We start from the raw sequence: 21319 nt of genomic DNA on the forward strand, positions 1-21319 counted from the left end.
GGAACCATGAGACGCGGCTCGAATCTGCCGGCCGTCGGCACGTACAACCAGACGCTCGTGCTCGACCTGATCCGACGCTCCCCCGAGGGCATCAGCCGCATCGAGCTGGCCGCCCGCACCGGCCTCTCCGCCCAGACGCTCAGCAACGTCGCCCGCCGTCTCGTCGCCGAGGGCTGGGTGCGCGAGGGCACGCCGGTCGTCTCGGGCCCCGGCAAGCCCCGCACCCCGCTCCAGCTCGATCCCGCCGCGCGATGCGCCGTCGGCATCCACCTCGATCCTGCGGTCGAGACCGTCGTCGTCGTCGATCTCCTCGGTCACGTGGTCGCGCAGACCGAACGGACGCCGCGCCCCGACGCGACTCGGGATCAGATCGTCGCCGACCTCGTCGGCACCGTCGAGTCGCTTCTCGTGGAGGGTGGGCGATCGCGGGCATCCGTGCTCGGCATCGGCGTCGCGGCCCCCGGCCCCCTCGACGCGGAGGCGGGCATCCTGTTCGAGCCCCCGCTCCTGCCCCCGATCTGGCACGACCTCGCCCTCGGCCCGCTGCTGCACGAGGCGACGGGACTGCCGACGACGGTGGAGAAGGACGTCGTGGCCGCGATGGTCGGCGAGCTCTGGCGCGATGCAGCGCAAGAGCTGCAGGACTCGATCTTCGTCTACTACGGCGCCGGCGTGGGTGTGGGCCTCGCGGTCGACGGCACTCCGATCCGCGGCCGGACGGGCAACGCCGGCGACGTCGCGCATCTCGTCGTCGAACCGAACGGGCCGATGTGCGGATGCGGTCAGCGCGGGTGCCTCGGCGCGGCGATCGCGCCCGAACGGCTGCTCGTCGACGGCGGCGTGATCGACGGTGCTGAGCCCGTCGCCGCGCCCGCGCTCCGGGAGCGCCTGCGCGAGCTGGCATCCCGGGCCGGCGGCGGTGACGAGCGCGCTGCGGCCGCGGTCAGGCGGGCCGGGTCGAGCCTCGCGCGTGCGGTCGTTCAGATCAACAACCTCCTCGACGCGGATGTCGTCGTCGTCGGCGGCCCCCTGTGGACGCTGCTGTCGGCGAGCGCGAGCAGCGCCCTGTCCGACGCCGTCGCGGCGAGCACCGAGACAGCCACGGTCCGCGGCATCCGGGTGCTCGAGAGCGCGCTCGCCACCGACGCGGCAGCCGCCGGGGCCGCATGCCTCGTGCTCGACGCCGCGATGACGCCGCGCCCGACCGACCTGATGATCGCGGGCACGGCGGGTTGACCCCGCGAAGAAAAGGTGCGGGCGAAACCTTGTCCTTTTATTCCATTTGGTTTAGAAAAGATGTGCGCGCGCACCAGCGCTCTTGTCCAAGCAAAGGAGCTTCGACCATGAAGAGATCCACCACGACCGCAGCGGTCGTCGGAATCGCCGCGTTCTCGCTCGTTCTCACGAGTTGCGGCAGCGGCGGAGGCGACGAGGCGTCGTCGGACACCATCCGCGTCGCCTACCAGAAGACCACGTCGTTCACCGCGATGGACGAGCTCATGAAGAAGACCAAAGAGGAGTACGAGGCCGCGAACGAGGGGATGACGGTCGAGCTCGTCCCGATCGAGGCCGAGCAGGACCAGTACTTCACCAAGCTCGCCCTGATGAACGGGTCGGCGGGGACCGCCCCCGATGTCATCTACGAGGACACCTTCCAGATCCGATCAGATGCCGCCGCCGGATACCTGCAGCCGATCGACGACTACCTCGCCGACTGGGACCAGTGGGAACAGTACGACGAGGGCGCCAAGCAGGCGGGCCTCGGCGACGACGGCAAGACGTACGGCGTCTCACTCGGCACCGATACCCGCGGCCTCTACTTCAACAAGCAGCTGTTCGCGGCGGCGGGCCTGCCCGAGGACTGGGCGCCGGAGAGCTGGGACGACGTGCTCGAGGCCGCGCGCACCATCAAGGAGAGCAACCCCGACGTCATCCCGTTCAACATCTACGCCTCGCAGGCGCTGGGCGAGGCGACCTCGATGCAGGGCTTCGAGATGCTGCTCTACGGCACGGGAGACGAACTGCTCGACACCGACACCAACAAGTGGGTCACCGGGTCGGCCGGTTTCCGCGACGCGCTCGAGTTCTACAAGACCGTCGCCGACGAGAAGCTCGGCCCCGACCCCGCGCAGGCGCTCGACGCCGGCTGGGGCACCAAGGTCAGCACGGAGCTGCTCCCCCAGGGCGGCATCGCGATCGCGCTCGACGGCTCCTGGCTGCCGAGCAACTGGATCGACGGCGAGAACGCCTGGCCGGAGTGGGAGCAGACGATGGGCTTCGCCGCGATGCCGACGCAGGACGGCGGCGGCGACGGCTTCACCTCGATGTCGGGCGGCTGGACGCTCGCGATGGGATCCAACGCGAAGAACCCGCAGGCCGCGTTCGACTTCATCGCGCAGGCGCTGACCTTCGAGAACGCGCTGATGTACCACCAGGAGGCCGGGCAGATCGCGGTGCGCAAGGATGTCGCCGCGAGCCAGGAGTACCTCGACTACAACCCGTCGTTCGAGTTCTTCTCCTCGCTCGTCCCGTACACCCACTTCCGCCCGGCGACGCCCGACTACTCGCAGATCTCGGCCAACATCCCACGGGCGACGGAGTCGATCTTCACCGGCCAGGCGACCCCGCAAGACGCGCAGGCCGCGTACGACTCCGCTCTCGTCGGCATCGTCGGCGAGGAGAACACGCAGGCGGGTTGAGCCAGCGATGACCGCCACCGCCACCGTCACCACCGGCGGTCGGCACCGTCCGGGCCGGGAGATCACCTCCCGGTCCGGACGGTCGGCCGGCCGTGCCGCCGCACGTCTGCTCCCGCTCCTGCCCGCGGTCCTGCTGCTGCTGGCGTTCATGCTCGGGCCGATCGTCTACGCCCTCTACGGCTCGCTCACCGATCGCGCGATGACCGGCCCCCGCGCCGCGAACCCGCAGTTCATCGGACTCGACAACTACACCGCGCTCTTCGGCTCCGCGGAGTTCTGGCTCTCACTCGCGCTCACGGTCGTCTTCGTGCTGGCCTCCGCCGTGATCGGCCAGAACGTCCTCGGGATGCTGCTGGCCGTCCTCATCCGCAGCTCGGTGAAGCCACTGCGTTCGATCGTCGGCGGCCTCGTGGTGCTCGCCTGGGTCCTTCCCGAGATCGTCGCCGCGTTTGCCCTCTACGCCTTCTTCCAGACCGACGGCACGCTCAACACCTTCCTCGGCTGGTTCGGCCTCGAAGGCACGAGCTGGCTGTACTACTTCCCGATGCTCGCGGTCATCCTCGCGAACATCTGGCGCGGCACCGCCTTCTCGATGATGGTCTACAACGCCGCGCTCTCGGAGGTGCCGCCCGAGCTGATCGAGGCCGCGACGATCGACGGCGCCGGAGCCTGGCAGCGGTTCATCCGCGTCACCCTGCCCGTCATCCGTCGCTCGATTTCCACCAACCTGCTGCTGACGACGCTGCAGACGCTCGGGGTCTTCACCCTCATCTGGGTCATGACGGGAGGCGGGCCGGGAACGCAGTCGTCCACGCTGCCCGTGTTGGCGTTCCAGGAGGCGTTCAAGTTCGCCCAGGTCGGCTACGGCACGGCGATCGCCGTCGTCACCCTCCTGATCGGCGCCGTGTTCTCCGCCGTGTACATCCGCATCCTCAAGCCGGAGGTCGACTGACATGGCCGCCATCGCCACCTCGGTCTCAGCGCCGCGCAAGCGCGCCCAGACCGTGCTGTCCTCGGTCATCCTCGCCGCGATCGGGGTGCTCTTCCTCGTCCCGCTGCTGTGGATCGTGTTCGCCTCGTTCGACGGCGACGCGAAGGTCACCATGAAGGTGCCCGACACCTGGACGCTCGAGAACTACACGCAGGTGATGACGTGGGAGCTGACGTTCCAGCCGCTCCTGAACTCGATCCTCGTGTCGCTCGGCACCGCCGTCATCACCGTCGTCGTCGGCGTGCTCGCCGCCTACCCGCTCTCGCGCTACGCGATGCGGTTCCAGAAGACGTTCATGTACGCCATCCTCTTCGGCACGGGACTGCCGATCACCGCGATGATGGTTCCGGTCTACGCGCTGTTCGTCTCGTTCGGACTGCTCGACTCGGTGTGGGGCGTCATCGTCTTCATGGCGGCGACATCCCTGCCGATGGCGATCTGGATGCTGAAGAACTTCATGGACTCCGTGCCGATCTCGCTCGAGGAGGCCGCGTGGGTCGACGGCGCCGGGTCGATGCAGGCCCTCGCGCGCATCGTCATCCCGCTCATGAGATCGGGCATCGGCGTCGTGTTCATCTTCGTCTTCACGACCGCGTGGGGGAACTTCTTCGTCCCCTTCGTCCTGCTGTTCACCTCGTCGAAGTTTCCGGCAGCGGTGTCGATCTTCAACTTCTTCGGTCAGTACGGCTCGATCGCCTACGGCCAGCTCGCCGCTTACTCGGTGCTCTACGCCGCGCCCATGGTGGTGCTGTACGTCCTCGTCCAGCGCTTCTCCGGCGGAGCGTTCGCGCTCGCCGGCTCCGTCAAGGGCTGACGCACCTCCTCTTCGAAAGGCTTCTCCATGCACGACCGCTCCGCCCTCGCGCTGCTGCGCATCGACCGATTCATGCGCGAGCGTCTCGCTCCCGCGATCCACCGCGCCTCGCACCCGCTCTCGGTCACCGCCTGGGACGCACCGGGCGAACCGGTGGCCTTCGACGAAGCCCGCGCCGGCGACTACCGCCCGATCGAGGTCGGTCAGCCCTGGGGGCGCCCGTGGGGGACGACCTGGTTCCGCGTCACGGGCGATGCGCCGGCCGACTGGTTCGAGGGCGGCCGGCCGATCCCGGGGACGCGCGCCGAACTCGTCGTCGACCTCGGCTTCACGTCGGGGCAGGCGGGCTTCCAGTGCGAGGCGATGGTGTGGTCGGTCGACGGCCGGCCGCTGCGCGGGATCGCACCGTTCAACAACGTCGCCGCCGAGGCGGTGTCGCCGGGCGGCGCGGTCGACGTCTTCGTCGAGGGTGCGTCGAACCCCGACGTCGGGAGCATCTTCACCTTCGCGCCCACACCGGTCGGCGACCGGGCGACGGCAGGCGCCGACCCCGTGTACGTGCTGCGCACGGTCGATGTGCGCCTGCGCGACCTCGAGGTCTCGGCGCTGCTGGCCGACACCTCCGCGCTTCGAGGACTCGCGGCGCAGCTCGACGCGACCTCGCCGCGGCGCGCCGACATCCTGCTCGCGTTGGAACGGATGATCGACGTCGTCGACCCGCAGGATGTGGCGGCAACCGCAGCAGCGGGTCGCGCCGTGCTCGCGCCCGTGCTCGCGGCTCCGGCCTCGGCGAGCGCGCACACGCTGCACGCCGTGGGACATGCCCACATCGACTCGGCGTGGCTGTGGCCGGTGCGTGAGACGGTGCGAAAGGTCGCCCGCACGTTCTCGAACGTCCTCTCGCTGATGGACGAGGATCCCGACTTCGTCTTCGCCGCGTCTTCGGCGCAGCAGTACGCGTGGGTCAAGGAGTACTACCCCGACCTGTTCGAGCGCATCCGGGCACGCGTGGCCGAGGGGCGGTTCGTGCCGGTCGGCAGCATGTGGGTCGAATCCGACACCAACCTGCCCGGCGCCGAGGCCCTGGCTCGGCAGTTCGTCGCGGGCAAGGGGTTCTTCCAGCGCGAGTTCGGCATCGACACCCCCGAGGTGTGGCTTCCCGACTCGTTCGGATACAGCGGCGCCCTCCCCCAGATCGCGAAAGCCGCGGGGGCGCGGTGGTTCCTCACCCAGAAGATCTCGTGGAACGAGACGAACCGGATGCCGCACCACACGTTCCGGTGGGAGGGCATCGACGGAACACGCCTGTTCACCCACTTCCCGCCGGTCGATTCGTACAACTCGGTCGTCTCGGCAGCCGAGCTGGCGCACGCCGAACGCAACTACGCCGACAAGGGACGCGGCACCGTCTCGCTGCTCCCCTACGGCTTCGGCGACGGCGGCGGCGGGCCCACCCGCGAGATGACAGCGGCGATCGCGCGCACCACCTCGCTCGAGGGATCGCCGCGAGTCGTGCACTCGACGCCCCGGCGATTCTTCGAGACCGCCGAGGCGGAGTACCCCGACCCCGAGGTGTGGGTCGGCGAGCTGTACCTGGAGTTCCACCGCGGCACCTACACGAGCCAGCTCGCTACGAAGCAGGGCAACCGACGCAGCGAGCACCTGCTGCGCGAAGCCGAGCTGTGGGCGACGACCGCGGCTGTGCGCACGGGCGCCCCCTACCCCGCCGAGAGACTCGCCCGCGCATGGGAGACGGTGCTGCTGCAGCAGTTCCACGACATCCTGCCGGGATCGTCGATCGCGTGGGTGTACCAGGACGCCGAGCGCAACTACGCCGCCGTCGCCCGTGAGCTCGAAGGAATCATCGGCGAAGCGTTGACGGCGTTGGCCGGGTCGCCCGAGCCGGGCGAGGCGACGCACGAGCTGCGGGTCAATGCAGCGCCCCACGCTCGCGGCGGGGTCGCGGCTCTCGGTGCAGCAGCCGCCCCCGAGGCCGCCCGCGTGCGCCCCGAACGCTCGCCCGAGGGCTGGGTGCTCGACAACGGTATCGTGCGCGTGGTGGTCGACGATCGCGGCGTGATCGTCTCGGCCGTCGACGTGGCGAGCGGTCGCGAGAGCGTGCCGCCGGGTACGGCATCCGCTCTGCTGCAGCTGCACCGCGACACCCCGACCCAGTGGGATGCCTGGGACGTCGACGTGCACTACCGGAACACCGTGACCGACCTCGACGGCCTCGATGGTCTCGAGCTCGACGGCGACGAGATCGTCGTCACCCGCTCGTTCGGCTCGTCGCGGGTGACCGAGCGCATCGGGTTGGCGGCGGACTCTCGCACCGTGTCGCTCGGGTTCGAGCTCGACTGGCACGAATCGCAGAAGCTGCTGAAGCTCGCGTTCCCCGTCGACGTGCACACCGACAGCGCGACCTCGGAGGTGCAGTTCGGCCACATCGAACGCAAGACCCACACCAACACGTCGTGGGATGCCGCCCGCTTCGAGACCGTCGCGCAGCGCTGGGTACGCGTGGGCGAGCCCGGCTTCGGTGTCGCGGTGGTCAACGACTCGACGTACGGCCACGACATCACGCGCGCCGAGCGATCGGCCGGCGGCGGTACGATCTCGGTCGTCCGCCTGTCGCTGATCCGGTCGGCACTGTTCCCCGACCCCACGCAGGACCAGGGCACGTACGCGCTGCGAGTCGGCCTGGTCGTCGGCGCGGACGTGGCGGATGCCGTCATCGAGGGCTACCGGCTGAACCTGCCCGAGCGGATCGTCACGGGAACCGCATCCGCGATCGAACCGATCGTGACGGTGGAGGATTCGGGGGTCGTCGTCGAGGCGGTCAAGCTGGCCGAGGACGGCTCGGGGGATGTCGTCGTGCGGCTGTACGAGGCATGGGGCCGCCGTGTCGACACGGTCGTGCGCGCCGGCTTCGACGCCCGCGCGGTGACCCAGACCGATCTGCTCGAGCGCGAGGTCGCGGCATCCGCTCTCTCCGGCGACGCCGCGCCCCTGTCTCTCCGCCCGTTCGAGATCGTGACGCTCCGCTTCGCCCGCTGAGCCCCGGCTCCGCGACGCGACACGACACGGAACTCGGAGGATGTCGCGAACTTCGGACCCTTAGGCACGATACGTCCGAAGTCCGCGACATTCTCCGCCGCTGGCGCGCGTGGCGTGCGGGGATTTGTTCCGGCGCGCCACGCGAGGGCAACACATCATGTAGTGGCTGAATCGAGAACCGACCCCCACATCTGGGGCGCCTCGTGAAGGGACTCACATGACCATGCGCTCAATCCCCGTCCGAACAACCGTCGAGGAGTATCTCGAGAGACGCGACTGGCGCGTCAACGCGAACGCCAACCAGGGCTACAGCCTGGGCGGCCTCATCCTCAACGCGTCCGGCAAGCTGATCGCCAACTACTGGCTCGACGAGGTCTACGCGCCCGAGGCCGGGGCAGCGCACCGCGACGGCGACATCCACATCCACGATCTCGACGTGTTCGCCGGCTACTGCGCCGGCTGGTCGCTGCGCCAACTGCTCGAGCAGGGGTTCAACGGGGTTTCGGGCGCGATCTCGTCGACCCCGCCGAAACACTTCTCGAGCGCCCTCGGGCAGATCGTCAACTTCCTCGGGACTCTCCAGAACGAATGGGCGGGAGCGCAGGCGTTCAGCTCGTTCGACACGTACCTCGCCCCGTTCGTGCGGCTCGACGCACTCGATGACCGAGCGGTGCGCCAGGGCATCCAGGAGCTCGTGTTCAACCTCAACGTCCCGTCACGGTGGGGAACCCAGACGCCCTTCACGAACCTGACCTTCGACTGGACCTGCCCCGACGACCTCGCCGAACAGCGCCCGCTCGTGGGCGGTCGCCTCGCCGACTTCACCTACGGCGACCTCGCGCCCGAGATGGCGATGATCAATCGTGCTTTCCTGTCGGTGATGACGGAGGGCGACGCGGACGGGAGAGCCTTCACCTTCCCGATTCCGACCTACAACATCACGAAAGACTTCGACTGGGACGCCCCCGAGGTCGACGCATTGTTCGGGATGACGGCGAAGTACGGCCTGCCCTACTTCCAGAACTTCGTGAACTCCGACCTCGACCCCGGGATGATCCGGTCGATGTGCTGCCGGCTGCAGCTCGACCTCACCGAGCTGCTCAGGCGCGGGAACGGGTTGTTCGGATCAGCGGAGCAGACCGGCTCCGTCGGAGTGGTCACCGTCAACTGCGCACGGCTCGGGTTCGTGCACGCCGGCGATCGCCCGGGCCTGTACGCGCAGCTCGACCGGCTGCTCGAGATCGCCCGCGACAGTCTCGAGGCGAAACGGGCCGTCATCGGACGCCACCTCGACGCCGGCCTCTTCCCCTACAGCAGACGCTACCTCGGCACCCTCGACAACCACTTCTCGACGATCGGCGTGAACGGGCTCAACGAGGCGGTGCGCAACTTCTTCGGCGACACGCACGACATCACGACGGACGAGGGGATGCGGTTCGCCGCAGACCTGCTCGATCACGTGCGCGCACGCATGGTCGAGTTCCAGGAGCAGACCGGGCACCTCTACAACCTCGAGGCCACCCCAGCCGAGTCGGCGACCTACCGCTTCGCCCGCGCCGACATCGCACGCTTCGACGGCATTCGTCATGCCGGGACGGCGACGAACCCGTACTACACGAACTCGTCGCAGCTGCCGGTGGCCTTCACCGACGACCCGTTCCTCGCGATGGAACTCCAGGAGGGTCTGCAGCAGAAGTACACCGGCGGCACCGTCCTGCACCTCTACATGGGCGAGGCTGCACCGACGGGCGAGGCGTGCAAGGCCCTCGTCCGCCGTTCGCTCGAGCGGTTCCGCATCCCGTACATCACCATCACGCCGACGTTCTCGATCTGCCCGCAGCACGGCTACCTCTCGGGCGACCACGCGACGTGCCCGCAGTGCCGCGCCGAGTGCGAGGTGTGGACGCGGGTGATGGGCTACTTCCGCCCGGTCGCGTCGTTCAACATCGGCAAGAAGGGCGAGGCGGCCGAGCGCCGGGCGTTCTCGTACGAGCGCGCCGCGGCGGTCGTGTGACATGCCTCCGGCGCACGACCACGCGGCATCCCGTCTGCGCATCGCGGGACTCTCACGGTTCTCGACGGTCGATTGGCCCGGCCGCCTGGTGGCGACAGTCTTCCTCCAGGGCTGCCCCTGGGACTGCCGTTACTGCCACAATCCCGATCTGATCGATCCGCGCGGGCGCGGCACCATGCCATGGGAGGCGGTCGCCGCCTTCCTCGGCGAGCGCCGCGGCCTGCTCGACGGGGTGGTCTTCTCGGGCGGTGAGCCGACGATGCAACGCGCCCTTCCCGACGCGATCGCACGGACCCGCGCGCTCGGGTTCGACGTCGGGCTGCACACGGGCGGCGCGTATCCGGCGCTGCTCGAGAGGGCGCTGCCGGCGCTGTCGTGGATCGGGCTCGATGTGAAGGCCTCGGCCGGCGACTACGCCGGCGTGACGGGTCGCGGTCCGAGCGGACGCGCTGCGCTGCGCTCGCTCGACCTCGTGCTCGCGGCTCAGCGGGAGCGCACCGCGACCCCCGATCCACTCGATGTCGAGGTCCGCACCACCGTGCACCCCGATCTCATCGACGACGAGCGGCTCGGTGAGCTCGGCGAGACGCTCGCCGACCGCGGGGTGCGTCGATGGGCGATCCAGCGATTCCGCGCGACGGGCAGCCGATGCGGCATCTCCGACGGCGAGCCGTTGCGTCTCGACCGCGTGCCGCGCGAGCGGTTCGAGCACGTCGACGTGCGGTGAGCCCGGGCGCGTCGGGGCGCGCCCGGGCTCTGATCAGCGCACTCCGCGCGCGGTGAGGGCGTCGCCCAGATCGTCCGCGTGCTTGAGCGCGAGGACGATGAACGCGAGCGCCGACGAACGGATGCCGCCCCGCGCTCCCCGCGCCCGGTGCGCATCCCGCACGTCACGGGCGATGCGGGCGAGCGTCGGCACGGAACCGAGCGCCACCACGAGGAGGAGCGACATGCGCTCGGGGTCGGCACCGACCGCCCGAGTGGGACGGAGGACTCGTTCGAAGAGGTCGAGGAGCGCCGCGACCGGCGTCGTGAGCGCCAGCAGCGAGGCCAGGAGGATCGCGACCAGGATGCGCACGGTCCCGACGATCGCGGGCTCGACACCGAGGAAGACCAGCTGACCGGCGAGCGCGATGACCAGGAGCCACCGCAGCGCCCACACCTGGCGGGCGAGCTCGCGCCAGCCTGTTCCCGGGATGCCGTAGCAGGCCAGGCAGAGGCTCGCCGCTACCGCTGCCGTCGGGGGCGATGCCGGCAGGAGCGAGACGATCATCACCATGCCGAGGATCAGCACGGTCTTGGGCGCCGCCGGCATCCGGTGCCAACCACGTTCTCCCGGACGGTAGAGCGTCAGCATCTCGCCCCGCACGCCGGGGCCGACGTCATCGCCATGTCCTCGCGTACGCGTCGACGACCTCGGACGCGTCACCCGCCGCGACGACGCGTCCCGCGGCCACGTGCACGGCGAGCTCGCATCGCCGCGCGAGGTCGAGGTCGTGGGTCACGAGAAGCAGCCGGTGGCCGGTGTCGCTGAAGAGATGGCCCGCGATGCGTGCGGCGTTCCGCCCGTCGAGGAATGCGGTGGGCTCGTCTGCGACGACGAGCTCGGGCTCGCGCACGAACGCGCCGCAAAGCGCGAGCAGCTGCTTCTGCCCGCCCGACAGCTCGTGGGCGGGGTGATCGCGCAGGTCGGTCAGACCGAACCGTTCGAGCGCTCGGCCGACGCGCGCCGCGCGCTCGGCACGGGAGGCACCGTCGCCGCGGAGCGAGAAGGCGACGTCCTCGGCGACCGTGGGCATGACGATCTGCGCGTCCGGGTTGCTGAAGACGATCGCGACGCGACGTCGCAGCTCCGCCGCATCGCGCACCGGGTCGCAGCCGAGCACCCGGACCGTTCCCCCCGTCGGACGCACCAGCCCGCCGATGAGCCGGGCGAGCGTCGACTTGCCCGACCCGTTGTCGCCGACCACCGCGATCGTCCGGGCATCGAGATCGAGGGTGAGGGGTGCCAGCACCTGAGCGTCGCCGAGACGCACGGTCGCGGCATCGAGTCGGATGCCGCCGATCGTCGTGGCCGTCGCGCGGGGTCGCCCGGCCGTCATGCCGACGTGGGGGTCATCGTCGGCGCATCGTCGGTCACCCGAGTGCCCGCGCGCGGCGCCCACGTGCGCCGGAAAGCCCGCGGGTAGCCGCGCACGAGCGCGCCCACCACCAGCGTCGCGACGACGACCTTGACGATGTCGCCCGGCACGAACGCCAGGTTCGCGAGCGCAGCCTGCTCGATGGGAAGTCGGAGCACAGCGCTCTGGACCGGGATGCCGAATGCGTAGACGACCAGCACGCCTCCGACGAGGAGCCCCGCGACGGTTCGCCACCATACCGGGCGCCGTCCCGCGAGGTGGACGATGAGCCCGACGACCACGGCACCGACGAGCCATCCGACCAGGTAGCCCGCCGTCGGGCCTACGAAGACCGCTAGTCCTCCGCGGCCGCCCGCGAGGAGCGGGAGGCCGACAGCGACGAGGGCGAGGAGGGCGCCGACCGATGCTGCGCCGACCACCGGCCCGAGCACGGCGCCCGCCAGCATCACACCGAGCGTCTGCGCCGTGATGGGGACACCACCGAACAGCGTGAACGATCCCGGCAGACCGAGCACCGCGATGAGGGCGGCGAAGACCGCTGCGCGTGCGAGGTCGGTCGCGTCGAATGCGGGACGGGCCGCGTGGGTCGATCGGGGCATGATTCCTCCTGAACACCGTTCACGTGAACGACGTTCAGGTAGAGTAGCGCCATGATCGCCGACGATTCAAACCGCGCGAGTCGAGCACCACGCCGCTCGCGCGACGACGTCGTCGACGCCGCCCTCGAGCTGCTCGACCGCGTCGGGCTGCCCGACCTGTCGATGCGGCGTCTCGCCGAGCACCTCGGCGTGCAGCCGAGCGCGCTGTACTGGCACGTCGAGAACAAGCAGCAGCTGCTCGCCGCGGTCAGCGGGCGCATCCTGCGACCGCTCGCCGCGGCCGATGCGCCGTCGTCGACGACGCTCGACGGCGCCGCGCGAGACCTCGCCCTGCGTCTGCACGACAGCTTGCTCGCGTACCGCGACGGCGCGGAGGTCGTCTCCAGCTCGCTCGCGCTCGGGCTCGTCGAACCGCCCGTGCATGCGCAGCTGCGCGCCGTGGCGGTCGAGCACGGCGCACCCGCGTCGCTCGCCGACACCATCGCCGACGCCATCACCCACTTCGTCGTCGGGTTCACCTTCCACCAGCAGCAGCGGCGCAGCGCCGACGCGTGGGGTGCTGCAGCGGGCACCGTGGCCGCGTCGGCCGAGCGCGTCGCCGACGGCGACGACGACGGGTTCACCGCGGCGCTCGACCTCATCATCGCGGGGGCGACGACGACCATCCTCAGCCGCGCGGATGCTCCGGATGCCGCGAACGGCGGCGCCACGCGGCATCCAGCGCCCCGGCGATGACGACCGACACGACGTAGACGAGCAGGTCGCGCGCGTCGAACACCGTGCCCAGCACGAGGACCGCGGGCGGGAAGGCCTCGGCCGCACGGGCAGGCAGATCGCTCAGCTGCAGCAGCTCGACGGCGATGCACCAGCCCCCGGCGATCACCGCGACGACCGTCGCCGACACGCGCGGCACGAGCACGACGACGAGCACGTAGATCAGCACGGCGTACAGGGCGTCACCCGCGATGTCGGTCGCGGCGGAGTCGGGCAGAAGCCCGTGGACGACGAGCCCGGCGGTGACGATCGCGACCGCTGCCAGCGCCGCGAGCAACCGCCGCGCCCGGATGGTCGTCACAGGCGGTCGCGAAGCCACGATGTCGACACGGCCCGTGCCCCGGCGGCCTCCACACGCGCGCGCAGCTCGCGATCCGATGTCACGACGCTGACCCGGTCGCCCGCGGCCACCGCGGCCGTCGCCGCCTCGACGATCGCGTCGTCGCCTGCAGCCGGCGCCCGGTGGACGTCGATGCCGACGGGCGCCGCGACGTCGCGAGCCTGCCCCTCGACGACGGCCACGATGCGCGGGAACCACGTGTCCTCCGGCAGATCGAGGGCGGCGGCATCCGTCCCCCGTTCGGCCAGAGCAGCCACCTGGGCGAGCAGCCGGTCGGCGGCGCCGGCGCGATCGCGCCACCAGCCGTCGGGAACCGAGCCGACCACGTTCGCGACGTCGACGATGATGGTCGGCCGCACCGCGAGCAGGCCGCGCAGCCGAGGCCACGACGCGCCGAAGCCGGGATGAAGCGGGAACGACTCGACCTCATCGATGGGGACCCACGCCAGCTCGCGGCTCTCGGGGTCGCTGATCACCGGGCGGAACGGCGTCGTGACATCGGCCACGAGGGTGCCGTAGGTCCAGACGCCGACATCGAGCACCGACAGGAACCGCGGCGCGACGGAATCCGCGGGCACACCCGCCTCTTCGGCGGATTCGCGCAGCGCGCCGTCCCGCGCGGACTCCCCCGCGTGACGAGCACCACCGGGCAGCCCCCAGGTGTCGCCGAAGTGGCTCCACGACACCCGGTGCTGCAGCAGCACGCCGCGCTCCGGATCGACGGCCAGCAGACCGGCGGCACCGAAGCGTCCCCAGTACCGCTCGCCCGACGGGGCGACGACCCACGCATCGCCGGGATCGCGCGGGCCGTGCGGCGGGCGCGGGGCGGCGGCGTGATCGTCGGTCATCCACACAGCCTGACACAGCCGCGGTCCACGGGCTCGTGATTGGCATCGTGTTACCGGCTGGGCGCGACGGGAGGTCGCCGCACAATGGGGACGTGGAGTACGAGATCGATGACGCACCCGCCCGCATCCAGCGCGACCTCGTGTGGCGCTGGCTCTCGTCCCAGGCCTACTGGGGCCGGTGGCGCGAACGCCCCGTGCTCGAGTCGCAGCTCGACTCGGCCTGGCGGCTCGTGGGGGCATACCGTGCCGACACCGGCGAGCAGGTCGGCTTCGCCCGCGCGGTCTCGGACGGAGCGAGCTTCGCCTACCTCGCCGATGTCTTCGTCGTCGCCGAGCACCAGGGCGCAGGCATCGCGCACCGCATCCTGCGACGCATGATCGACGACGGGCCGGGGCACGACTTCCGCTGGACCCTGTTCACGCGCGACGCGCACAGCCTCTACGCCGAGTTCGGCTTCGAGACGCCGGACGAGACGGCGATGGTGCGCCGGGCATCGCCCGCCAAGCGCTGAATCCTCGGCCCTCGGCCCGCGTCGGGCGCTTCACCTGGCAGTCCCCGCCCACAAAACCGATGCGTGGGGGCGCGGACTGCCAGGTGAAGGCCGCTCAGACGGTCAGCGCTGACGCTTCTCGCGCACCCGCATGTTGGTGACGATCGGCGTGCCCTCGAAGCCGAAGAGCTCGCGCAGCCGGCGCTGGATGAAGCGGCGGTAGCCCGGGTCGAGGAACCCCGTCGTGAACAGCACGAATGTCGGCGGACGGGTCGACGCCTGCGTGCCGAACAGGATGCGGGGCTGCTTGCCGCCGCGCAGCGGGTGCGGGTGCTCGGCGACGAGCTCGGCGAGGAACGCGTTGAACTTGCCCGTGGGGATGCGCTGATCCCACGACTTCAGGGCGGTCTCCAGAGCAGGCACCAGCTTGTCGAGGTGACGGCCGGTGCGCGCCGACAGGTTGACGCGCGGCGCCCAGGTGACGTGCGCGAGATCCTGCTCGATCTCGCGCTCCAGGTAGCGGCGGCGATCGGCGTTGTCCATGTCGGTGTCGTTGAGACGGTCCCACTTGTTGAACGCGAGCACGAGCGCGCGCCCCGACTCGAGCACGAGGTCGATGATGTTGAGGTCCTGCACGCTGATCGACTCGGTCACATCGAGCACGACGACGGCGACCTCGGCCTTCTCGAGCGCCGCCGACGTGCGCAGCGATGCGTAGAAGTCGGCACCCTGCTGCAGGTGCACCCGCCGACGGATGCCGGCGGTGTCGACGAGCCGCCAGAGCTTGCCGCCGAGCTCGACGACCTCGTCGACGGGGTCGCGGGTCGTGCCCGCGAGGTCGTTCACGACGACGCGCTCCTCGCCCGCCGCCTTGTTCAGCAGCGACGACTTGCCGACGTTCGGCCGGCCGAGGATCGCCACGCGACGCGGGCCGCCGAGCTCGTTCTTGGCGACGGCCGAGACCTCGGGAAGCACCTTCATGAGCTCGTCGAGAAGATCCGCGACTCCGCGGCCGTGGATGGCCGAGACGGGGTGCGGCTCGCCGAGGCCCAGGTTCCACAGCGCCGCGGCCTCGGGCTCTTGGCGAGCGTCGTCGATCTTGTTCGCGATGAGGAAGACGGGCTTGTCGGACTTGCGCAGCAGTCGGACGACCGCCTCGTCGGTCGCGGTGGCGCCCACCATCGCGTCGACGACGAACAGCACGACGTCCGCGAGGTCGATGGCGACCTCGGCCTGCGCGGCGACCGAACGGTCGATGCCCCGCGCGTCGGGCTCCCAGCCGCCGGTGTCGACGAGCGTGAAGCGGCGGTCGAGCCACTCGGCCTTGTAGCTGACCCGGTCGCGCGTGACGCCGGGGGTGTCTTCCACGACCGCTTCGCGGCGGCCCAGGATGCGGTTCACGAGCGCGGACTTGCCGACGTTCGGGCGGCCCACGATCGCGACGACCGGCAGCGCGGGGAGCACCTCCACGACCTCACCGCCCGCCGTGAAGCCGGCCAGCAGCTCGGTGTCGTCGTCATCGAGCTCGTAGTCGGCGAGCGATGCGCGCAGCGCCGCCGCCCGCTGGTCGGCGAGATGCTCGTCGAGGTTCGCGAGCTTCTCCTCGAGCTGGTCGGGACCGCCCTCGTACTCGTCGTCGGTGGTAGCCATCAGTTCTCTCCTGTCGCGGTGCGCACGACGTCGATGACGGCGTCCACGGTCCGATCGAAGTCCAAATCGGTCGAGTCGACAACCACGACGCCGGGTGCGGCGGTGAGGAAGTCGACGACCTGCGAGTCCGACGCGTCACGGCGGTGGAGCGCCTCGGCGACAGCCGCGGCATCCTCTCCCGTGAGCTCGGCGCTGCGGCGCGCGGCGCGCACCTCGGGGCTGGCGGTCAGCAGGATGCGCACGGGCGCATCGGGAAAGACCACGGTGGTGATGTCGCGCCCCTCGACGATGACGCCGCTCGCGCCGGATGCCGCGACGAGCGCACGGAACAGCACGTTCACGCGCTCGCGCACCTCGGGCACGCGCGCGACGCCGCTGACGGCCGCCGAGACGCGCGGCTCACGGATGTCGTCGGTCACGAAGACATCGCCGACGCGGACCCAGTGGTCGTCGGGATCGAGGGAGATCGCGTAGTCGAAGTCGTCGAGGGCGCGCACGACGGCATCCGCGTCGGCCGTGTCGCCACCGTCCGCGAGCACGTGCCAGGCGAGCGCACGATAGGCGGCGCCGGTGTCGAGGAAGCCGTAGCCGAGCACGCGGGCGACCTGCTTCGACACGCTCGACTTGCCGCTGCCGGCAGGCCCGTCGATCGCGACGGTCACGGGAAACGACTCAGGGGCGGGATGCGACTCAGGCATGGGGGACGCTCGCGATCTTCCAGCCGCGCTTCTCGAGCCCGGCGACGGCTTCGTGGACGGCACTGGGGACGACGCTCAGCTCCGCGAGCCCGAACTGCGCGCCCGGGGAATGCTCGAGGCGGAGGTCCTCGATGTTCACTCCGAGCTCGCCGAGATCGCCGAACAGCCGACCGAGCTGGCCCGCCGTGTCGTCGACGCGCACGACGATCTGCTCGAACCGGCGGTTCTGCCCGTGTTTGCCGGGCAGGCGCTCGACGCCCTCATTGCCGCGGCGGATCGTGTCGGCGAGCGCACGACGAGCACCGGGCGCCGCCGGGTCGCGCAGTGCGTCGGCCACCGCCCGCAGGTCACCGGCCAGGTCGTCGAGCACGGCCACGACGGGCGCGGCGTTGGCGCCGAGGATCTGCACCCACAGTTCGGGGGCGGATGCGGCGATGCGCGTCGTGTCGCGCACGCCCTGGCCCGTCAGGCGCAGCGATCCCTCGGGAGCCGCGACGAAGCGTCCGGCGAGCAGACTCGCGACCAGCTGCGGAACGTGCGAGGTCAGCGCGACGGCCTCGTCGTGCTCGTGCGGGGTCATCTCGAGCGGCATCGCACCCAGATCCAGGGCGAGCCCCTCGACGACGGCGAGGTCGGAAGCGCGCGTCTCCTCGTCGCGGCACACGACCCAGGGCCGTCCGACGAAGATGTCGGCGCGAGCCGAGATCGCCCCGCCCCGCTCACGGCCGGCGAGCGGGTGCGAACCGATGTAATGCGTGAGGTCGACGCCGCGCTTGCGCAGCTCGAGGTAGGGCTCGAGCTTGACGCTCGCGACATCCGTCACGACGACGCCGGGGTGGGAGCGCAGCTCGCGCTCGACGACATCCGCCGTGACATCCGGGGGCACGGCGACCACGACGAGCACGGGGCGGTCATCCGGTGCCGCGAGGCGCCCGGCGCCGTAGTCGACGGCGAGCCGCAGCTGAGCCGGCGAGGCGTCGTCGAGGGCGACGTCGACGCCGAGCAGGCGAAGCGCGTGACCGATGCTCGAGCCGAGCAGGCCCGCGCCGACGATACGCACGGTACCGGCCGTGCGTGCAGCACGGCCGGGGCGCACGGGATCGAGCGAGGAATCGGTCACGGGTTCTCCGGAGAAGTCGGGTGCTCGGGGGCACCGTCGGCGCTGCGCGAGAGCGTCAGCAGCGCACCGCGTTCCACTGTAGTCAACTCCCGGGCGCGTCCCGCCGGGAGGGTTCCCAGGTGGAGCGGCCCGAACTGGCGCCGCACCAGCTCGAGAACCGGATGCCCGACCTCGGCCATCATGCGTCGGACGATGCGGTTGCGCCCCGAGTGCAGCGTGAGCTCCACCAGACTCGTCTCGCCGGAGGTGTCGAGCAGTCGCGCCTTGTCCGCGGCGATGGGACCGTCGTCGAGGTCGACGCCCTTCGTCAAGCGCGCGATCGTCTGCGGCGTCACGCGCCCGCGCACCTTCGCGATATAGACCTTCGTCACCCCGAAGGAGGGGTGGGCGAGGACATGGGCGAGCTCGCCGTCGTTGGTGAGCACGAGCAGACCACTCGTCTCGGCATCCAGGCGGCCCACGTTGTAGAGGCGCTCGTCCCAGTCCTTCGTGAACCGGCGCAGGTCGGCCCGGCCCTTCTCGTCCTTCATCGAGCTGACGACACCGGTCGGCTTGTTCAGCATCACGTAGCGCTTCGTCGTGTCGAGCTGCACGGCGGTGCCGTCGACGTCGACGATGTCGACGGTCGGGTCGATCCGGCTGCCGAGCTCGGTCACGGTCGTGCCGTTGACACGAACACGACCCTCGACGATCAGCTGCTCGCACACGCGGCGCGACGCCACCCCCGCGTTGGCGAGGACCTTCTGCAGGCGTACTCCTTCGGCATCCGTCATCGCGTCGCCTCTCCTTCGAAACCGTCGGCGCCGTCGTCGAGCAACGGCGAGATGGGCGGCAGCTCGTCGAGCGAGTTGATGCCGAGATTGACCAGCAGCGCGTCGGTGGTGCCGTACAGGATCGCCCCCGTCTCGGGATCGTGCCCGACCTCCGTCACCAGCCCGCGCGAGAGCAGGGTGCGCACGACCGAGTCGACGTTGACGGCACGGATCGAAGCCACCTGGCTGCGTGACACGGGCTGCTTGTACGCGATGACCGCGAGCGTCTCGAGCGCCGCCTGCGACAGGCGCGAGGGCGCCTGCGTGTTGACGAACTCGCTCACGAGAGCGTCGTGTTCGGCGCGCACGTACATGCGCCAGCCGCCGCCCACCTCGCGCAGCTCGAAGCCGCGACGCGGGCCACCCGCCTCGCCGTCGTAATCGGCGACGAGACCGGCGACCGCCTGGCGGACGGCAGCGACGGGCGCGCCGACGGCGGCGGCGAGCGCGACGAGGCTCTGCGGCTCGTCGACGATCAGCAGGATCGCCTCCAGCCGACGCGCGACGTCTGTGATCGGCGTGGCCACGGTCGGTGTCGGGTCATCGGTCATAATCGGCTCCCAGCGTGGCGAGGTTCTCCTCGGACCAACGGTCGGCGGTCCAGCGCAGCGTCAGCTCGCCGAGCGGCTCGAGCTGCTCGAACGACAGCGCCGCGTGGCGGTAGAGCTCGAGCACGGCGATGAAGCGGGCCACGACGACGCCGGGCTGCGTGACGCCCGCGATGAGCTCGCGGAAGTTCAGGGTACCCGCGCCGCGGAGCAACGTCACGACGACCGCCGCCTGTTCACGGATCGACACGAGCGGTGCGTGCAGGTGGTCCAGACCCACGACGGGGATCTCCTTCGGCGCGAAGGCGAGCGTAGCGAGCGCCGCGAAGTCGTCGGGGCTCAGCGTCCACACGAGCTCCGGGGCGGCTGCGCGATACTTCTCGTCGAGGCGCGCCGAGCGGGTGTGACGCCGGTCCTCGGCGACGATGCGCTCGGCGAACCAGCCGGCGACCTGTTTGAACGCGCGGTACTGCAGCAGCCGGGCGAACAGCAGGTCGCGCGCCTCGAGCAGCGCGACCGACTCGGCGTCGATGAGCTCGCCCTGCGGCAGGAGGCCGGCGACCTTCATGTCGAGCAGCGTCGCGGCGACCACCAGGAACTCCGAGGCGGCGTCGAGCTCCTCGGGCTCCAGCCCGCGCAGGTAGCCGATGAACTCGTCGGTGACCTTGCTCAGCGAGACTTCGGTGATGTCGAGCTCGTGCTTGCCGATGAGGTTGAGGAGCAGGTCGAACGGCCCGTCGAAGTTCGTCAGCGAGACCCGGAAGCCGGGACCGCTCGGATCGCCCGCGTCGGGCTCGGCCGGCTCGGCGGCATCGGCGAGCCCGTCAGGCGACGGCGCCACGGGCGACGAGCTCCCGCGCGAGACGCAGGTAGGCCTGCGCGGCCTGATGCTCCGGCGCGAACGTGATGATCGGCACTCCCGCGACCGACGCGTCGGGGAACTTCACGGTGCGCCCGATGACGGTCTCGAGCACGTCGTCGCCGAAGGCCTCCACGACGCGCTCGAGCACCTCGCGCGAATGCAGCGTGCGCGGGTCGTACATCGTCGCGAGGACGCCGTCGAGCTCGATGGACGGGTTGAGCCGGTCGCGCACCTTCTCGATCGTCTCGATCAGCAGTGCGACACCGCGCAACGCGAAGAACTCGCACTCGAGCGGGATGAGGACGCCGTGGCTCGCCGTCAGCGCATTGACCGTGAGCAGCCCGAGCGAGGGCTGGCAGTCGATGAGGATGACGTCGTACTCGGCCGAGACGCCGCGCAGCACGCGCGCCAGGATCGTCTCGCGGGCGACCTCGTTGACGAGGTGCACCTCGGCCGCCGAGAGATCGATATTCGCGGGGATGACGTCGAGACCCGGTACCGAGGTCGGCACGATGACCTCGTGGGCGTCGCGCTTGGTGTCGAGCAGCAGGTCGTAGATCGTCGGGACGTCGTGCGTGGCGATGCCCAGGCCCGCCGACAGCGCGCCCTGCGGGTCGAAGTCGACGGCGAGAACCTTGCGTCCGTACTCGGCGAGGGATGCGGCGAGGTTGATCGTCGTCGTGGTCTTGCCGACGCCGCCCTTCTGGTTGCACAGGGCGATGATGCGCGCGGGGCCGTGACCGTCGAGCTTCGGCGGGGTCGGGAAACCTCGGTATGGCCGACCGGTGGGTCCGATCGGGGTGTCCTCCGTGGGGGCCTTCCCGGCCTTCCGCGACTTGTCCGTCACCGAGACTCCTGCTT

The 21319-nt window shown here is 70.5% G+C and carries 21 protein-coding genes; 9 read left to right on the forward strand and 12 right to left on the reverse strand.

All coding sequences use genetic code 11. The features are described 5' to 3' along the window. Window positions 1-6 precede the first annotated feature (6 nt). The 7 genes from QUC20_RS12915 to QUC20_RS12945 all read left to right on the forward strand — a co-directional run bounded on the left by QUC20_RS12915 (window position 7) and on the right by QUC20_RS12945 (window position 10302). Window positions 7-1236, forward strand: coding sequence for an ROK family transcriptional regulator (locus QUC20_RS12915; protein WP_120264546.1), 1230 nt, complete (start codon window positions 7-9; stop codon window positions 1234-1236). Between the two features lie 107 nt (window positions 1237-1343). Then, window positions 1344-2699 (forward strand): extracellular solute-binding protein, encoded by a 1356-nt coding sequence (locus QUC20_RS12920; RefSeq protein ID WP_289330140.1) that lies wholly within the window; start codon window positions 1344-1346, stop codon window positions 2697-2699. Between the two features lie 7 nt (window positions 2700-2706). Further along, window positions 2707-3651 (forward strand): carbohydrate ABC transporter permease, encoded by a 945-nt coding sequence (locus QUC20_RS12925; protein WP_289330141.1) that lies wholly within the window; start codon window positions 2707-2709, stop codon window positions 3649-3651. Window position 3652: 1 nt separating this feature from the next. Further along, window positions 3653-4504 carry a carbohydrate ABC transporter permease gene (locus QUC20_RS12930; RefSeq protein ID WP_120264543.1) on the forward strand — a complete coding sequence of 284 codons (852 nt, stop codon included), beginning with the start codon at window positions 3653-3655 and terminating at the stop codon, window positions 4502-4504. Window positions 4505-4531: 27 nt separating this feature from the next. Further along, entirely contained in the window at window positions 4532-7561 is a 3030-nt protein-coding gene (locus QUC20_RS12935; protein WP_289330142.1) for an alpha-mannosidase, read from the forward strand. 217 nt (window positions 7562-7778) lie between these two features. Continuing rightward, on the forward strand, window positions 7779-9575 hold the full coding sequence (locus tag QUC20_RS12940) for a ribonucleoside triphosphate reductase (RefSeq protein ID WP_289330143.1): 1797 nt from the start codon (window positions 7779-7781) through the stop codon (window positions 9573-9575). Window position 9576: 1 nt separating this feature from the next. Next, entirely contained in the window at window positions 9577-10302 is a 726-nt protein-coding gene (locus QUC20_RS12945) for an anaerobic ribonucleoside-triphosphate reductase activating protein (RefSeq protein WP_289330144.1), read from the forward strand. Window positions 10303-10335: 33 nt separating this feature from the next. Here the strand turns inward: QUC20_RS12945 and QUC20_RS12950 are convergent, their stop codons facing one another. The 3 genes from QUC20_RS12950 to QUC20_RS12960 are packed head-to-tail and all read right to left on the reverse strand — an operon-like array spanning window position 10336 to window position 12315. Next, entirely contained in the window at window positions 10336-10932 is a 597-nt protein-coding gene (locus QUC20_RS12950) for a CbiQ family ECF transporter T component (RefSeq protein ID WP_120265144.1), read from the reverse strand. 25 nt (window positions 10933-10957) lie between these two features. Next, window positions 10958-11677: an energy-coupling factor ABC transporter ATP-binding protein gene (locus tag QUC20_RS12955; protein WP_289330145.1), complete on the reverse strand. Its 720-nt coding sequence runs from the start codon at window positions 11675-11677 to the stop codon at window positions 10958-10960. Then, complete coding sequence (locus QUC20_RS12960) at window positions 11674-12315, reverse strand: biotin transporter BioY (RefSeq protein ID WP_289330146.1); 642 nt, start codon at window positions 12313-12315, stop codon at window positions 11674-11676. The genes QUC20_RS12955 and QUC20_RS12960 overlap by 4 nt, the downstream gene beginning before the upstream one ends. A 51-nt stretch (window positions 12316-12366) precedes the next feature. Between QUC20_RS12960 and QUC20_RS12965 the strand changes: the two genes are divergently transcribed. Next, window positions 12367-13050, forward strand: coding sequence for a TetR family transcriptional regulator (locus QUC20_RS12965; protein WP_289330147.1), 684 nt, complete (start codon window positions 12367-12369; stop codon window positions 13048-13050). On the opposite strand, the gene QUC20_RS12970 is transcribed toward QUC20_RS12965, so the two are convergent. Next, a complete protein-coding gene (locus tag QUC20_RS12970; protein ID WP_259455363.1) occupies window positions 12983-13390 on the reverse strand; it encodes a DUF2809 domain-containing protein in 408 nt (135 codons plus the stop codon). The genes QUC20_RS12965 and QUC20_RS12970 overlap by 68 nt on opposite strands. Then, window positions 13387-14277, reverse strand: coding sequence for an NUDIX domain-containing protein (locus QUC20_RS12975; protein ID WP_289330148.1), 891 nt, complete (start codon window positions 14275-14277; stop codon window positions 13387-13389). Before QUC20_RS12975 ends, QUC20_RS12970 begins: the two co-directional genes overlap by 4 nt. Before the next feature lie 92 nt (window positions 14278-14369). On the opposite strand from QUC20_RS12975, the gene QUC20_RS12980 reads away from it, so the two are divergent. Further along, window positions 14370-14789: a GNAT family N-acetyltransferase gene (locus QUC20_RS12980; protein ID WP_289330149.1), complete on the forward strand. Its 420-nt coding sequence runs from the start codon at window positions 14370-14372 to the stop codon at window positions 14787-14789. Between the two features lie 102 nt (window positions 14790-14891). Here the strand turns inward: QUC20_RS12980 and der are convergent, their stop codons facing one another. The 7 genes from der to QUC20_RS13015 are packed head-to-tail and all read right to left on the reverse strand — an operon-like array spanning window position 14892 to window position 21305. Continuing rightward, a complete protein-coding gene (gene der / locus QUC20_RS12985; protein ID WP_120264534.1) occupies window positions 14892-16418 on the reverse strand; it encodes a ribosome biogenesis GTPase Der in 1527 nt (508 codons plus the stop codon). Further along, entirely contained in the window at window positions 16418-17116 is a 699-nt protein-coding gene (gene cmk / locus QUC20_RS12990) for a (d)CMP kinase (protein WP_289330150.1), read from the reverse strand. The genes der and cmk overlap by 1 nt, the downstream gene beginning before the upstream one ends. After that, the gene (locus QUC20_RS12995) at window positions 17109-18236 is read right to left on the reverse strand and encodes a prephenate dehydrogenase (protein WP_289330151.1); all 1128 of its coding nucleotides are present in this window, start codon (window positions 18234-18236) and stop codon (window positions 17109-17111) included. Before QUC20_RS12995 ends, cmk begins: the two co-directional genes overlap by 8 nt. After that, window positions 18233-19009 (reverse strand): pseudouridine synthase, encoded by a 777-nt coding sequence (locus QUC20_RS13000; protein WP_120264531.1) that lies wholly within the window; start codon window positions 19007-19009, stop codon window positions 18233-18235. The genes QUC20_RS12995 and QUC20_RS13000 overlap by 4 nt, the downstream gene beginning before the upstream one ends. Continuing rightward, window positions 19006-19599: an SMC-Scp complex subunit ScpB gene (gene scpB, locus QUC20_RS13005; protein ID WP_120264530.1), complete on the reverse strand. Its 594-nt coding sequence runs from the start codon at window positions 19597-19599 to the stop codon at window positions 19006-19008. Before scpB ends, QUC20_RS13000 begins: the two co-directional genes overlap by 4 nt. Then, entirely contained in the window at window positions 19589-20437 is an 849-nt protein-coding gene (locus tag QUC20_RS13010) for a segregation and condensation protein A (protein ID WP_120264529.1), read from the reverse strand. Before QUC20_RS13010 ends, scpB begins: the two co-directional genes overlap by 11 nt. Further along, window positions 20421-21305 carry a ParA family protein gene (locus QUC20_RS13015; protein ID WP_120264528.1) on the reverse strand — a complete coding sequence of 295 codons (885 nt, stop codon included), beginning with the start codon at window positions 21303-21305 and terminating at the stop codon, window positions 20421-20423. The genes QUC20_RS13010 and QUC20_RS13015 overlap by 17 nt, the downstream gene beginning before the upstream one ends. Window positions 21306-21319 lie beyond the last annotated feature (14 nt).

The organism is Microbacterium arborescens, from assembly GCF_030369635.1.
Classification (GTDB): Bacteria; Actinomycetota; Actinomycetes; order Actinomycetales; family Microbacteriaceae; genus Microbacterium.